This window comes from Rhodococcus rhodnii NBRC 100604, assembly GCF_001894925.1.
GTDB classification, from domain to species: domain Bacteria; phylum Actinomycetota; class Actinomycetes; order Mycobacteriales; family Mycobacteriaceae; genus Rhodococcus_F; species Rhodococcus_F rhodnii.
Map to the genome: position 1 here is coordinate 160,635 of NZ_BCXD01000010.1, position 13,378 is coordinate 174,012.

The window sequence follows — 13,378 nt, forward strand, 5'->3', positions numbered from 1 at the left end:
CACCACGCACTCTGCAGACACCACAGGAAGGGCAACGATGAGCCTCGATCCCTCGACGGGCGCACCCGAGAACCCATTGGTGGAACTGCCGGCCGTCGCGATCGCACTCGATGTGATGCTCGTCGTCGCCGCGACGGTCACGGCGGTCGTCGCACTCGACGCCCCCGCGCTCGCGGCCGTCGCCGTCGCGTTCGTCGTCGGTGGTGCGCTCGTCGGGATGCACGCGAGCCGCGTGCTGCCGTCACCGGCACAGCGTCCCGACGTCGCACCCCGCACCGCCGCCTGAGCCCGGCCGTCCCCGTCTCGGCGCCGCCTCCGGACAGAGTCTCGGGCGGCGCCGAGTTGCGTGAGAACAGCAACACCCCGAGCACGACGACACCCGGGCACGACGACACCCCCGGTGCCACTCGGGCATCGGGGGGCGTCGTCGAGGAGAGAGCCGGTTACGCGGCGGTGTCGATCTCGGCAGGCGCATCGACCGAGGCGGCGGGCTCGATCTCGGCGGCGACGACCGACTTGCGGCGGCGCTCACGCCGGAGCAGCGCGTGCCGCTCGGACTCGCCCATCCCGCCCCACACTCCGAACGGCTCCTGCGCCTCGAGCGCATGCGAGCGGCACTGCGCGAGAACGGGGCATTCGAAGCACACACGCTTGGCGATGCGTTCGCGGTCGGCACGCGCACGGCCACGTTCGCCGGTCGGGGGGAAGAAGACCTCGGAGTCCATGCCACGGCACAGACCCTTCTGCTGCCACTCCCAGATATCGCCGAGGGGAACAAGTTTGGGGCGAGGGATGGTCATCGAACTCTCCTTGCTTCCTGCGTGGCGGGCGTTCGTGACACCCGGCGACGTATTCGTACTCGGACTGGCAGAGATCGTGCTGGTCGTGCTGTGGGTGCAGACGCTTCCGTGAGCCGAAGCGTCAGTGCTCGTCGGTCGAGACCGCCATCGAGTCACCGATCGGATCGGCGAACATGCCCTGGACTCGTTCGAGGATCTCTTCGGTGGTGAAGCGCTCTTCCGATCAGATTGCCCCGGTTGCGATTCCGCGTTGCATGGTCGGCCCTTCTGCTCCTCGGCAGCTCCGGCTGCGACGGAGACGATTCCCGGTGTCCCCCACGGCAAGCCTTCATGCCTCGACGAAAGATCTTTTGTAGTCGATGTCGTTCAACATTGACGCGATGAGCGTACAACAAAATCTGCGTCCGTCAAAACAGATTAGCTCGCGTTCGGGAATACGCGCCGTCACCTGCGCTTCCTGCGGATTCCGCCACCGCAACGAGGATGCGGGTACCGCCGCGGCGACTCTTCGCAGCTCGACGCATGTCCCGGCCCGGGAGTCGGCCCCGGACGCTGTGCGGCGTGCACGAACATGACACACACGGTGGAACAGGATTATCTGTCGCAGAGCATGCAGGTTTGCGCGCACGAGGGATGGAGACGTCCTCTATCGCCCCTCGGGCCGGGCTCTCGCGAACGAGAGCCGACGGGCGCCTCGAGTTGCGTGGCGTACTCTCTACCTGCGCGCGAGTGGCGTAATCGGCAGCCGCGCCAGGTTTAGGTCCTGGTGTCTTCGGACGTGGGGGTTCGAGTCCCCCCTCGCGCACCACCACCCGACCCCGAGTGGCCGGGCCGACCGAGTACATGGGCTCGAGGTCACCCGGACCAGCAGCGGCGACGCCGTCGACGTCGGGTACCGTCGAGGCGTGGCCGATAAGCGTAGAACCAATCGCGTCGCACTCGTCGTACTCGTCGTGGTCGGTGCCGCGAGTTGCCTCGCACTCGGCTACTGGCAGTGGACGCGGTTCGAGAGCGTCGGCGGCGACGGCCAGAACCTCGGCTACGCCTTTCAATGGCCGCTCTTCGCGGCGTTCTTCATCTACGCCTACCGCCGGTTCGTGAAGCTCGAGGACGCGCAGTCCGACCCGGAACCGGACACGGACGACGAGCCGCGGGAGATTCCGCCCGATCTGCTCCCCCCGATCCCCACCGCCACTGCGGAGACGGCCGACCAGGACGATCGCGCCCGCGTGGAGTACAACGCCTATCTCGAAGAGCTGGCCGCTCGCGATGCGAACAGGAGCAACCATTGAGTGCCGCACCCGATCGGTCGACCGCCGTGGAGCCGAGTGCCGACGACCGCAAGAAGATCGCCTCGGCACTCCTGCGTTACCGCGTCCTCGCGTACGCGACCGGTCTGTGGCTGCTGCTGCTCGTCGGCGAGATGGTCGCCAAGTACATCATCGGCGTCGAGGACGTCCCGGCCTGGATCGCGATCGTGCACGGCTGGGTCTACGCCGTGTACCTGCTCGTGACGTTCGATCTCGCGATCAAGGTCCGGTGGCCCGTGCCGCGGACGATCGGCACGCTGCTCGCGGGCACCGTCCCGCTCCTGAGCTTCTTCGTCGAGCATCGCCGGACCCAGCAGGTCAAGCGCGACTTCGGCGTCTGACCTGCCGGGCCTTCGGGCTCACGGCAGTGCCGCTCAGCGCTGTGCGAGTGCGCGCAGCGCCGGGACCAACCGGGTGAGCGCGGCACCGCGGTGCGACCGGGCGTCCTTCTCCTCGGGCGTCAACTCGGCCGCCGACCGCGTGTCGTCGTCGGGGACGAAGACGGGGTCGTAGCCGAATCCGCCGTCGCCGCGCGGCTCGCGCGCGATGCGGCCACGCCACTCGCCGCGCACCACGATCTCCTCGGCCTCCCCGCCGTCCGGGCCGGGCACGACCAGCGCGCATGCGGAGACGAAAGCGCCGCCGCGCCGGTCGTCCGGGACGTCGGTGAGCTGGGCCAGCAGCAACGCCGTGTTGGCGGCGTCGGCGCCGTGACGTCCCGACCACCGCGCCGACAGCACGCCCGGCATGCCCGACAGCGCGTCGACCGCGATACCGGAATCGTCTGCGATGCACGGCATCCCCGACGCCGCAGCGCCGTCGCGCGCCTTGATCAGGGCGTTCTCCTCGAACGTCGCACCCGTCTCGGGCGTCTCGGGATAGGGCGGGATCTCGTCGAGCCCGACCGGCTCGATCCCCACCACGCCCGCGGCGTCCAGAACACGGCGCAACTCGCGGAGCTTCTTCGGATTACGGCTCGCGACGAGGACCCTCGTCTCCGGAGCCGACGCCGTCTCAGGCACCGAAACGCTTCTTCGGTGCCGGCGCCTCGGGCAGTTCGCCCGGGTAGGGCAGCGCGAGCGCCTCGCGCTGCACCTCGAAGAGTCGATCGCATCCGGCGAGCGCGCTGTCGAGCAGGCGGTCGAGCGTCGAGCGTGCGAAGGTCGCGCCCTCGCCCGTCCCCTGTACCTCGACGAGCGTGCCGGTGTCGGTCGCGACGACGTTCATGTCGACCTCGGCCCGCGAATCCTCCTCGTAGGGCAGGTCGAGCCGCACACGCCCGTCGACGACGCCGACGCTGACCGCGGCGATCGCGCACGAGATCGGCTGCGGGTCGGTGAGCCGGCCCGCGGCACGCAGGTACGTCACGGCATCGACGAGTGCGACGTACGCACCCGTGATGGCCGCGGTGCGGGTTCCGCCGTCCGCCTGCAGGACGTCGCAGTCGACGGCGATGGTGTTCTCGCCGATCGCGGCGAGGTCGATGCAGGCGCGCAGCGACCGGCCGACGAGCCGGCTGATCTCGTGGGTGCGGCCCCCGACTCGGCCCTTCGTCGACTCACGCTGGCTGCGTTCGTGCGTCGCGGCGGGCAGCATCGCGTATTCGGCGGTGAGCCATCCGAGCCCACTCCCCCTGCGCCAGCGAGGTACTCCCTCGTCGACACTCGCGGTGCACATCACGCGGGTGTTCCCGAACTCGACGAGCACCGACCCGGCCGGATGCGTCGTGAAGCCGCGCGTGATCCGGATCTCGCGGAGTTCGTCGTCTGTTCTGCCGTCTTCTCGCGTAGTCACGAACCCGAGCCTAGCGGCCGCCTCCCACGGCGAGCCCGGGGATGTCGTACACGCCGCCGGCGACGACGGCCTCGACCGGACCGGCGAACTCGGCCTTCGCCTCGGCGATGATCTCCTCGCGCGGGGTCCACGGCGGAATGTGCGTCAGCAGGAGCGTTCCGACACCAGCACGAGTGGCGATCCGGCCCGCCTCCGTGCCCGACAGGTGCACGCCTTCGGGCCGCTCGGCAGTGTGGGTCCACGACGCCTCGCACAGCAGGACGTCGGCGCCCTCCGCGAGGGCGACGACCTCGTCGCACATTCCGGTGTCGCCGGTGTAGACGAGCGTCGCCCCGGAGCGGTCGGTGATACGCAGCCCGTACGCCTCGGGCGGATGGAACATGCGCATCGGCGTCACCGTCAGCTCGCCGAACTCGACGGGCTCCGCTTCGTGCCACGCCTCGACCCGCATCGTGTCGGAGACGTCGTCGACGTCACCCGCGACCTCGGCGGACGCACACCCGATCCGGTGCGAAGTCCCGGTCGGCCCGTACACGAGCACGCGGCCCTCGGGCGGGCTCGGATGGTAGCGCCGCCACACCAGCAGGCCGGGAAGGTCGAGGCAGTGATCTGCATGCAGATGTGTGAGCATGACTGCGACCTTCGACGGGTCCTCGTGCCGCTGAAGGGCACCGAGCACACCGGGACCGAAGTCCAGGACGACCGGGTCCGTGCCGGGGGCCGTGAGGAGATATCCCGATGCCGCCGAGTCGGGTCCGCAGACACTGCCCGAACAGCCCAGCACGGTGATGCGCATGCCGCTCATGCTGCCACGCCCACCGCGTCCGCACGAAGTTGCGCGCCGATCAGCGGACCGCCGTCCGGTCGACGGCCGCCGAGCGGCGGCGGCGCGAGTCGAGCAGCCAGGCCGCGAGGACACCGCCGACGGCTCCGAAGAGGTGGCCCTGCCACGACACGAGCGGGTTGGTGGGCAGCACTCCCCACAGCAGACCGCCGTAGACGAGGAACACCACGATGCCGATGAGGATCTGTCCGGCGTCGCGCGTGAACAGGCCGCGCACGAGCAGGTAGGCGAGCCAGCCGAACACGAGGATCGAGGCGCCGATGTGCGTCGTCCCCGCACCGCCGACGAGCCACGTGCCGAGGCCACCGACGACCCACACGATTCCCGTCACCGCGAGGCCCTTGCCGATGCCGGAGGCGAGAACGAGGAAGCCGAGCACGAGGACCGGCAGCGTGTTGGCGAACAGGTGCGACCACGTTCCGTGGAGGACCGGCGCGAACGCCACTCCCGACAGTCCGTCGACCGTGCGCGGCGTGATGCCGCCGGGTTCGAGCCCACCGCCGGTGGCCGAGTCGACGAGTTCGATCAGGTAGAGCGCGACGACGAAGATCCCGATCGTCGCCGCCGCCGTGCGCCACGTCGGCCGGCGGCGGGCAGGTGCCGCGCCCGGCTGCGCCCACGGCGAGTCGGCTCCGTTCTTCACGCCCACAGTTGTCCCTCCAGTGCTTGCTCCGCATCGTCGAGCGTACCGGCGTACGCGCCGGTCGACAGATACTTCCATCCGGCGTCGGCGACGACGAACGCGATGTTCGCGCTGGTCCCGGCCTTGTCGGCCTTGCGTGCGACACCGAGTGCGGCGTGCAGCACCGCGCCGGTCGAGACGCCCGCGAAGATCCCCTCGTGTTCGACGAGTTCGCGGGTGCGACGCACGGCGTCGTACGGCCCGACGGAGAACCGCGACGTGAGCACGCTCTCGTCGTACAGTTCCGGCACGAATCCCTCGTCGAGGTTGCGCAGCCCGTAGACGAGTTCGCCGTAGCGCGGTTCGGCGGCGACGATCTGTACGTCCGGCAGCTGCTCTCGCAGGAATCGGCCGACGCCCATGAGCGTTCCCGTCGTGCCGAGACCGGCGACGAAGTGCGTGATCTCGGGCAGATCGCGCAGGATCTCGGGGCCGGTCCCCTCGTAGTGCGCGAGTGCGTTCGCCGGGTTCCCGTACTGGTAGAGCATCACCCACTCGGGGTTCTCGGCGGCGAGTTCCTTGGCACGGGCGACGGCCGTGTTCGAGCCGCCCTGCGCCGGCGACGAGATGATGCGGGCTCCGTACATCTCGAGCAACTGGCGGCGTTCGACCGACGTGTTCTCGGGGATCACGCAGATCATCGAGTAGCCCGCCAGGCGTGCCGCCATCGCGAGCGAGATCCCCGTGTTGCCGCTCGTCGGTTCGAGGATCGTCGCACCGGGACGAAGCCGCCCCTCGCGTTCCGCCTCGCGGATCATGCGCAGCGCGGGACGGTCCTTCACCGACCCCGTCGGGTTGCGGTCCTCGAGTTTGGCCCACAACCGGATCGGGACGTCGCCGTCCCAGCGCGGCGAGAGCGTCGGCAGGCCCACGAGCGGGGTGTCGCCGACCGTCCCGAGATACGACTCGAAACGTGCCATCGCGGACTCAGCCGCCGGCGACGGCGGGCAGGATCGTCACCGAGTCGTCCTCGCCGACGGGAGTCTCGAGGCCGCCGGTGAAGCGCACGTCCTCGTCGCCGACGTACACGTTGACGAAGCGGTGGAGCTTGCCGTCGTCGACGAGCCGCCCACCGAGTCCGGGGAACTGCGCATCGAGGTCGGCGATCACGGCGTCGAGCGTGGAACCGGACGCCTCGACGCGTTTGCGGTCGCCGGTGTAGGTGCGCAGGATCGTCGGCACGGACACGGTCACAGTCATCGTTCGGTCACCTTTCTCGGGGTGGGCTCGCGTCTCCGGACGCTCACGTCTCGACGACGCGCACGGTCTCCTCCGTGACGACGCCGTCGACGATCCGGAAGCTGCGGACGTCGGCGTGGTCCGGGTCGCGCGTCGAGACGAGCACGTAGTGCGCGCCGGGCTCGGACGCGTACGAGATGTCGGTCCGGCTCGGGTACGCCTCGGTCGCGGTGTGGGAGTGGTAGATCACGACGGGGTCCTCGTCGCGGGCGTCCAGCTCACGCCAGACCTTCAGCTGCTCGCCGGAGTCGAAGCGGTAGAAGGTCGGCGAACGCTCCGCGTTCGTCATCGGGATGTGACGCTCGGGGCGGTCGGACCCTTCGGGTCCCGCGAGAACACCGCACGCCTCGTCGGGGTGGTCGCGGCGGGCGTGCTCGATTATGGCCGCCACGAGGTGCGATCCGATCGCGAACTCCGCACGCTCGTCGGGCATCCGTCCTCCTGTCACCGCCTCCAGCGAACCACGATTCGGCCCGGCGCGCGGATCACACGCCGACTGCCGTCACGTCACTGCATCGGGGAACACGTCTCGGTACGCGGGGATTCCCGCGACGGTGGTCGCCGAGAGCACGGCGTCGACGATCGCGCGCTCCACCACGACGGCCGCGGCCTCGGCGACCGCGGCACGCACGGCGAGTTCGGGCGCGAAACCGGGTGGGACGGGGCCCGTCTCGGGACGCACGCGGCCGGTCGCGAGCGCGAAGATCGTGTCGCCGTCGAGCGGGGAATGCGCCGGCCGCACGGCACGCGCGATGCCGTCGTGGCCGGCCGTCGCGACCCGGCGGCAGCCGTCGCGGTCGAGGGCGGCGTCGGTCGCGACGACGCCGATCGTGGTGTTGAGCAGCGTGCCCTTCGCCGCCAGTTCGCGGTAGCGCTCGACCTCGGCGGCGCCGGGTGCGCGCAGACCGAACGACTCTGCGCCGTCGGTGCCGACCCCCCACGGCAGACCGGTGCGCGGGTCGACGACCGAGCCGACCGGATTGGCGACCATGAGCGCCGCGACCGTGACGCCCGCCGCAGGGCCCTCGCCGAGCACGAGGCTCGCGGAGCCGACGCCGCCCTTGAGCGCGCCGGCTCGCGCACCCGTCCCGGCCCCGACGCTGCCGCGCGCGAAGTCCGTCGAGGAGGCGTCGCGTGCCGCGAGATACCCGAAGTCCGCGTCCGGACGCCGCTGCCAGTCGCCGACGGGAAGGTCGAAGACCACGGCCGCCGGGACCAGCGGGACGACGCCCGCTCCCATCGCGAGCCCGTGGCCGGTCTCCTCGAGCCGCCGCATCACGCCGTCCGCCGCCGCGAGCCCGAACGCACTGCCGCCGCCGAGGACGACGGCGTGCACGTGGTGGACGCTGTTCGCCGGGTCGAGGGCGTCGGTCTCGCGCGTGCCCGGTCCCCCGCCGCGGACGTCGACCGCGGCGACGGCGCCCTCCGGCGCGAGAACGACCGTCGTGCCGGTCGCCGTACCCGTCCCGGGACGGTCGCCCTCGGCGACGGTGACGTCGTCGGTGAGGGCGTGGTGATGGCCCACGCGCAGACCCGCGACGTCGAGCAGATCGTCTCGGGGGCCGCGGGTCGTGGTCACGGGACGAGCGCCTGGACGAGCGACTCCTGCATCCACGTGAGCCAGTGGTAGACGTCGTAGTGCGCCGCGCGCGGGTCGCCCGGGTCGTACTCGTCGGGGATGGATCCGGGGCCGCCGTCCTCGTCCGTCGTCGTGAGATCGGTTCCGATCGCGAGCCGCACGTCGTTGATCGCCGCGAGCCAGGCGTCGGCCTGCTCGGGGGTCAACGAGAGCTTGCCACCGGACGACGGCATCGTGGCGAGCACGACGCCCGCGGCCGCCCGCTTGGCGTCGATGATCTCGGGCTCGTGGAGGCTGCGCAGGGCGCCGTTGAGGTCGCCCCCGCCGTCGGGATCGGCGCCCTCGGAGTCGGGACGATGGAAGTCGGGGAGCAGCCGCGCGAGCACGGCGTCCTCGGGCGCGGTCGAGTGTCCCGACCGGATGCCGGTGAGTTCGGCGAGATCGTCATGCGGCGCCGAGTGCGCGCGTTCGTCGAGGAGGCCGGCGACCGACCCGACGAGCGAGCGCAACACCGTCGCTTCGTGCTCGTCCATCTCCGACCGGAGCTTGACTCCCCCGAGCGAGTTCTTCCTCGTCCACTGTCGCACCGTGGCGCCTCCCGTTCTCGTTCCGGCTCAGCTGTCGTCGCGCTGCATCGTCGCCCACAGTCCCGCGGCGTGGAGTTTGCGGACGTCGTTCTCCATCTTGTCGCGCGACCCGCTCGACACCACGGCCTTGCCCTCCGAGTGCACCTGCATCATCAGGTCGGTGGCCTTGGCTTTGCTGTAGCCGAACAGCTTCTGGAAGATGTAGGTGACGTAGTGCATGAGGTTGACCGGGTCGTCCCAGACGATCGTCACCCAGGGGCGATCGATGTTCGTCTCGCGTTCGGTCGCCTCGGCCTGCGCAGGCGTCACCTGCGGAGACGCCGCGCCGGCGAGCTGGGGCGAAGCCGGGATGGCGCCACGGGGCGGAAGGGTCGTCACGTTCGGAGCCATGAACCCCAGAGTACGGCGTGCCCGTGAGTGACGACACCCGCGGATGTCCGTTACGCCCGGATGAGGCGAGCCGGTGGCGCACGTCCTCCACGTCGGCGCACTCGGTGCCTACAGTGACGGGGTGAGCCCGGGACCGAGCACCGCCCTGCTGACCGACCAGTACGAGCTGACCATGCTGTCGGCGGCACTGCGGGACGGCACGGCCGACACACCGTGCACGTTCGAGGTCTTCGCGCGGTCGCTACCCCCCGGCCGGCGCTACGGAGTGCTCGCGGGCCTCGGACGGCTCGCGCACCTGCTACCCGGCTTCCGTTTCGGCGAGCCCGAACTCGAGGTCGTCTCCCGTTTTCTCGACGACACGACCGTGCAGTGGCTGAGCGAGTACCGGTTCGGCGGCGACATCGACGGCTACCCCGAGGGCGAGCTCTACTTCCCCGGCTCCCCCGTGTTGTCGGTGCGCGGCACGTTCGCGGAGTGCGTCGTGCTCGAGACGCTGGTGCTGTCGGTGTTCAATCACGATTCCGCGATCGCGTCCGCAGCGGCGCGCATGGTCGGCGCCGCCGCCGGCCGCACGATGATCGAGATGGGCTCGCGCCGCACCCACGAGGACGCCGCCGTCGCGGCGTCCCGCGCCGCGTACATCGCAGGTTTCGACTCGACGTCGAACCTCGAAGCGGTGCGCCGCTGGGGCATTCCCGGTGCGGGCACGAGCGCGCACGCGTTCACCTTGCTGCACACCGGCCCCGGCGGCCCCGACGAGGCCGCGGCCTTCCGCAGCCAGATCGAGGCGCTCGGCGTGTCCACGACGCTGCTCGTCGACACCTACGACATCACCGCGGGCGTGCGGACGGCGATCGAGGTCGCCGGGCCCGAACTCGGTGGCGTCCGCATCGACTCGGGCGACGTCGGTGTGCTCGCCCGGCAGGTCCGCGATCAGCTCGACGAACTCGGCGCCCCCGGCACCCGCATCGTCGTGTCCGGTGATCTCGACGAGTACGCGATCGCGGCGCTGCGCGCCGAGCCCGTCGACGTGTACGGCGTGGGGACCTCCGTCGTCGTGGGATCCGGCGCGCCCACGGCGGGCATGGTCTACAAGCTCGTCGAGGTCGACGGGATCCCCGTCGAGAAGCGCAGCGCGCACAAGACGACGCGGGGTGGATCGAAGAGCGCCGTCCGTGTCGCGCGTCCCACCGGGACGTTCGTCGAGGAGCTCGTGTTCCCCGCCGGCGCCGACCCGGACGACGCCGTCGCCGCGGCCGGCCACGACGCCGCCGACGTGCTCGTCCGCACGCTCCCCGTCCCGCTCGTCCGCGGCGGTGACGCGGTCGCCCCACCCGAATCGCTCGACGCCGTGCGCGCCCGTGTGGCCGCCGGCCGGATCGGGCTGCCGTGGGAGGGCCTGACGCTCTCGCACGGCGACCCCGCCGTCCCCGTACGGTTCGTCTCTCCCCCGACCTCTGGAGGCCACTCGTGAAGACCGGTACCGCGCTCGTCGTCGTCGACGTCCAGAACGACTTCTGCGAAGGCGGGTCGCTCGCCGTCGACGGCGGCGCGGCGGTCGCGGGCGCGATCGGGCCCGTCGCCGCCGGCTACGACGTCGTCGTCGCGACGAAGGACCATCACATCGATCCGGGCGATCACTTCTCGGACACGCCCGACTTCGTCGACTCGTGGCCCGTTCACTGCCGGGTCGGGACGTCCGGCGCCGAGTTCCACCCCGATCTCGACACCGCACGCATCGCGGAGACCTTCACGAAGGGCGAGTACAGCGCCGCGTACTCGGGCTTCGAGGGAGCGTCGGCGTCGGGTTCGCCGCTCACGGACTGGCTGCGCGAGCGGGGCGTCGAGTCCGTCGACATCGTGGGCCTCGCGACCGATCACTGCGTCCGCGCGACCGCCCTCGACGCCGTCCGCGAGGGGTTCCGGACGACGGTGCTGCTCCCGCTCACGGCGGGAGTCGCCGCCGACTCGACCGAGCGCACGCTGGGCGAACTGCGCGCCGCGGGCGTCCGGCTCGTGACGGATCTCGCCGACCGCGACGAGTCGCGGGGCAGCGACGTGGGTGGCCTCGACTAACCTGCACGGGTGTCTCGCGAACTCCCCGACGTCCCCGATCTGCTCCGCACCGCGGTGCGCGAACTGGGCGGTGCGGAGCGCACGAACCAGATGACCATGGCCTCCGCGGTCGCCCACTCGATCGACACGGGCGAACATCTCGCGGTCCAGGCCGGCACGGGCACCGGCAAGTCGCTCGCCTATCTCGTGCCGAGCATCCGGCACGCGGTGGCAACGGGTAGCACCGTCGTCGTCTCGACGGCGACGATCGCGCTGCAGCGCCAGCTCGTCGAACGCGATCTGCCGCGGCTCGCCGCCGCACTGGCGCCGTCGCTCGGCCGCGAGCCCGAGTTCGCGATTCTCAAGGGCCGCGGGAACTATCTGTGCCTCAACAAGATCCATGCCGGCATGGCCGACGAGCCCGCGTCGGACGAACTGTTCGATCCGTTCGCGGCGTCACGGCTCGGCCGTGAGGTGCAGCGGCTCGTCGACTGGTCCTCGGACACCGAGACCGGCGACCGCGACGACCTCGCCCCCGGTGTCGGCGATCGCGCGTGGCGGCAGGTCAGCGTCACGGCCCGCGAATGCCTCGGCAAGTCACGCTGCCCGATCGGCGAGGACTGCTTCGCGGAACGGGCCAAGTCGCACGCGGCGCGCGCGGACGTCGTCGTCACCAATCACGCGCTGCTGGCGATCCACGCGATCGAGGGGATCTCGATCCTGCCCGAGCACGACGTCGTGGTCATCGACGAGGCACACGAACTCGTCGACCGGGTCACGGGTATCGCGACGGCCGAGCTCACCGCGGGCGCGATCGCGAACGCCGCGCGCCGTGCGGGCAAGCTCGTCGAGGACGAGGACGCCGATCGGCTCGAGGCCGCGGGTGAGAACTGGGCGGATCTGCTCGAGTCGCTCGCGCCGGGGCGCTGGGAACGGTTGCCGGAGGGCGCCGCGGCCGCGCTCGCCGCGATCCGCGACGCCGCGTGGGCACTGCGCACCGCGATCGGGCCGGTCCGTCCGGGGATGAACCAGACCGATCCCGAAGCCGCCGCCGCGCGGTCGGCAGCGCTCGTGGCGATCGAGGAGATCCACGACGACGCCGTCCGCGTTCTCACCGCGTTCGACGAGCCCGATCCCGCGCAGCGCCGCGACGTCGTCTGGCTCGAGGTCGACGAGTCGCGCGGGAATCCGCGACGGGCGCTGCGGGTCGCGCCGCTGTCGGTCGGCGGGCTGCTGCGTTCGCGACTGTTCGGCGAGTCGACGGTCGTCCTCACCTCTGCGACGCTCACGGCCGGTGGCTCGTTCGACGCACTCGCCGCGACGTGGGGGCTCCCCGCGTCGTCGGCCACCGCGATCGATCCCGCGACCGCGACCGGCAAGAAGGCACCGTCCGACGGTGACGCGCCGACGTGGAACGCGCTCGACGTCGGATCGCCGTTCGATCACGCGCGCAGCGGCATCCTCTACATCGCGGCGCACCTGCCCGGTCCCGGGCGCGACGGCACCGACCCGCGGATACTCGAAGAGATCGCCGACCTCGTCGAGGCGGCGGGTGGCCGCACGCTCGGCCTGTTCTCGTCGATGCGGGCGGCGCGTGCCGCGGCGGACGCGATGGGCGACCGGCTCGGAACGCCCGTGCTGTGCCAGGGCGACGACTCGACGGGCGCACTCGTGACGCGGTTCGCGGCCGACGAGCCGACCTCGCTGTTCGGGACGCTCTCGCTGTGGCAGGGCGTCGACGTCCCCGGCCCGTCGCTGAGCCTGGTGATCATGGACCGGATCCCGTTCCCGCGGCCCGACGACCCGCTGCTCGTGGCGCGGCAGCGTGCCGTCGAGGCCCGCGGCGGCAACGGCTTCCTGTCGATCGCCGGAAACCACGCGGCGCTGCTGCTCGCGCAGGGCGTCGGCAGGTTGCTGCGGTCGATGGACGACCGCGGCGTCGTCGCCGTCCTCGATCCCCGGCTCGCGACGGCCCGCTACTCGGGATACCTGCGTGCGTCGCTCCCACCGTTCTGGGAGACCAAGGATCCGCAGGTCGTGCGCAAGGCACTGGCCCGCATCCGCGACGCGCGCCCGAGCTGAGCCCTGTCGCGCACGC

Annotated in this window: 16 protein-coding genes, 1 tRNA gene and 1 pseudogene; 7 read left to right on the forward strand and 11 right to left on the reverse strand. The window is 71.2% G+C overall.

Annotated elements, in window-relative coordinates:
• Positions 1-37: 37 nt before the first annotated feature.
• A complete protein-coding gene (locus RR1_RS09530; protein WP_010839535.1) occupies positions 38-286 on the forward strand; it encodes a hypothetical protein in 249 nt (82 codons plus the stop codon).
• Positions 287-518: 232 nt separating this feature from the next.
• On the opposite strand, the pseudogene RR1_RS09535 reads toward RR1_RS09530, so the two are convergent.
• Positions 519-794, reverse strand: a pseudogene (locus RR1_RS09535) (WhiB family transcriptional regulator); the annotation flags it as partial.
• Positions 795-1,523: 729 nt separating this feature from the next.
• On the opposite strand from RR1_RS09535, the gene RR1_RS09540 reads away from it, so the two are divergent.
• The 3 genes from RR1_RS09540 to RR1_RS21920 all read left to right on the forward strand — a co-directional run bounded on the left by RR1_RS09540 (position 1,524) and on the right by RR1_RS21920 (position 2,451).
• Positions 1,524-1,608: transfer RNA gene (locus RR1_RS09540), tRNA-Leu, on the forward strand.
• A 97-nt stretch (positions 1,609-1,705) separates the two neighbouring features.
• Positions 1,706-2,092: a hypothetical protein gene (locus RR1_RS21915; protein WP_010839539.1), complete on the forward strand. Its 387-nt coding sequence runs from the start codon at positions 1,706-1,708 to the stop codon at positions 2,090-2,092.
• Positions 2,089-2,451, forward strand: a complete 363-nt coding sequence (locus RR1_RS21920; RefSeq protein WP_040774646.1) for a DUF3817 domain-containing protein — start codon at positions 2,089-2,091, stop codon at positions 2,449-2,451. Before RR1_RS21915 ends, RR1_RS21920 begins: the two co-directional genes overlap by 4 nt.
• A gap of 33 nt (positions 2,452-2,484) precedes the next feature.
• Here the strand turns inward: RR1_RS21920 and rdgB are convergent, their stop codons facing one another.
• The 10 genes from rdgB to clpS all read right to left on the reverse strand — a co-directional run bounded on the left by rdgB (position 2,485) and on the right by clpS (position 9,225).
• Entirely contained in the window at positions 2,485-3,132 is a 648-nt protein-coding gene (gene rdgB / locus RR1_RS09555) for an RdgB/HAM1 family non-canonical purine NTP pyrophosphatase (protein ID WP_010839541.1), read from the reverse strand.
• The gene (gene rph, locus RR1_RS09560; RefSeq protein ID WP_010839542.1) at positions 3,125-3,904 is read right to left on the reverse strand and encodes a ribonuclease PH; all 780 of its coding nucleotides are present in this window, start codon (positions 3,902-3,904) and stop codon (positions 3,125-3,127) included. Before rph ends, rdgB begins: the two co-directional genes overlap by 8 nt.
• A 10-nt stretch (positions 3,905-3,914) precedes the next feature.
• Entirely contained in the window at positions 3,915-4,700 is a 786-nt protein-coding gene (locus tag RR1_RS09565; protein WP_040774667.1) for a cyclic nucleotide-degrading phosphodiesterase, read from the reverse strand.
• Positions 4,701-4,749: 49 nt separating this feature from the next.
• Positions 4,750-5,397 (reverse strand): rhomboid family intramembrane serine protease, encoded by a 648-nt coding sequence (locus tag RR1_RS09570; protein ID WP_010839544.1) that lies wholly within the window; start codon positions 5,395-5,397, stop codon positions 4,750-4,752.
• On the reverse strand, positions 5,388-6,350 hold the full coding sequence (locus tag RR1_RS09575) for a PLP-dependent cysteine synthase family protein (protein ID WP_010839545.1): 963 nt from the start codon (positions 6,348-6,350) through the stop codon (positions 5,388-5,390). Before RR1_RS09575 ends, RR1_RS09570 begins: the two co-directional genes overlap by 10 nt.
• 7 nt (positions 6,351-6,357) lie before the next feature.
• Positions 6,358-6,630 (reverse strand): MoaD/ThiS family protein, encoded by a 273-nt coding sequence (locus tag RR1_RS09580; RefSeq protein ID WP_010839546.1) that lies wholly within the window; start codon positions 6,628-6,630, stop codon positions 6,358-6,360.
• Between the two features lie 43 nt (positions 6,631-6,673).
• Complete coding sequence (locus RR1_RS09585) at positions 6,674-7,102, reverse strand: M67 family metallopeptidase (protein WP_010839547.1); 429 nt, start codon at positions 7,100-7,102, stop codon at positions 6,674-6,676.
• Positions 7,103-7,171: 69 nt separating this feature from the next.
• Positions 7,172-8,248, reverse strand: coding sequence for a P1 family peptidase (locus RR1_RS09590; protein ID WP_010839548.1), 1,077 nt, complete (start codon positions 8,246-8,248; stop codon positions 7,172-7,174).
• Entirely contained in the window at positions 8,245-8,835 is a 591-nt protein-coding gene (gene aosR, locus RR1_RS09595; protein WP_010839549.1) for an oxidative stress transcriptional regulator AosR, read from the reverse strand. The genes RR1_RS09590 and aosR overlap by 4 nt, the downstream gene beginning before the upstream one ends.
• A 27-nt stretch (positions 8,836-8,862) precedes the next feature.
• Positions 8,863-9,225: an ATP-dependent Clp protease adapter ClpS gene (clpS, locus tag RR1_RS09600; protein ID WP_040774648.1), complete on the reverse strand. Its 363-nt coding sequence runs from the start codon at positions 9,223-9,225 to the stop codon at positions 8,863-8,865.
• A gap of 121 nt (positions 9,226-9,346) precedes the next feature.
• On the opposite strand from clpS, the gene RR1_RS09605 reads away from it, so the two are divergent.
• The 3 genes from RR1_RS09605 to RR1_RS09615 are packed head-to-tail and all read left to right on the forward strand — an operon-like array spanning position 9,347 to position 13,362.
• Positions 9,347-10,699 (forward strand): nicotinate phosphoribosyltransferase, encoded by a 1,353-nt coding sequence (locus RR1_RS09605; protein WP_255312191.1) that lies wholly within the window; start codon positions 9,347-9,349, stop codon positions 10,697-10,699.
• Positions 10,696-11,301, forward strand: coding sequence for an isochorismatase family protein (locus RR1_RS09610; protein WP_010839552.1), 606 nt, complete (start codon positions 10,696-10,698; stop codon positions 11,299-11,301). The genes RR1_RS09605 and RR1_RS09610 overlap by 4 nt, the downstream gene beginning before the upstream one ends.
• Positions 11,302-11,310: 9 nt before the next feature.
• On the forward strand, positions 11,311-13,362 hold the full coding sequence (locus RR1_RS09615) for an ATP-dependent DNA helicase (RefSeq protein WP_072713625.1): 2,052 nt from the start codon (positions 11,311-11,313) through the stop codon (positions 13,360-13,362).
• The last annotated feature ends 16 nt before the right edge of the window (positions 13,363-13,378 follow it).

What these genes read in the sequence shown, in the direction of transcription:
- RR1_RS09580 (WP_010839546.1), bottom strand. Translation starts at nt 6,630, where the DNA reads ATGACTGTGACCGTGTCCGTGCCGACGATCCTGCGCACCTACACCGGC.
- RR1_RS09575 (WP_010839545.1), bottom strand. Translation starts at nt 6,350, where the DNA reads ATGGCACGTTTCGAGTCGTATCTCGGGACGGTCGGCGACACCCCGCTC.
- RR1_RS09530 (WP_010839535.1), top strand. Translation starts at nt 38, where the DNA reads ATGAGCCTCGATCCCTCGACGGGCGCACCCGAGAACCCATTGGTGGAA.
- RR1_RS09585 (WP_010839547.1), bottom strand. Translation starts at nt 7,102, where the DNA reads ATGCCCGACGAGCGTGCGGAGTTCGCGATCGGATCGCACCTCGTGGCG.
- clpS (WP_040774648.1), bottom strand. Translation starts at nt 9,225, where the DNA reads ATGGCTCCGAACGTGACGACCCTTCCGCCCCGTGGCGCCATCCCGGCT.
- RR1_RS09565 (WP_040774667.1), bottom strand. Translation starts at nt 4,700, where the DNA reads ATGCGCATCACCGTGCTGGGCTGTTCGGGCAGTGTCTGCGGACCCGAC.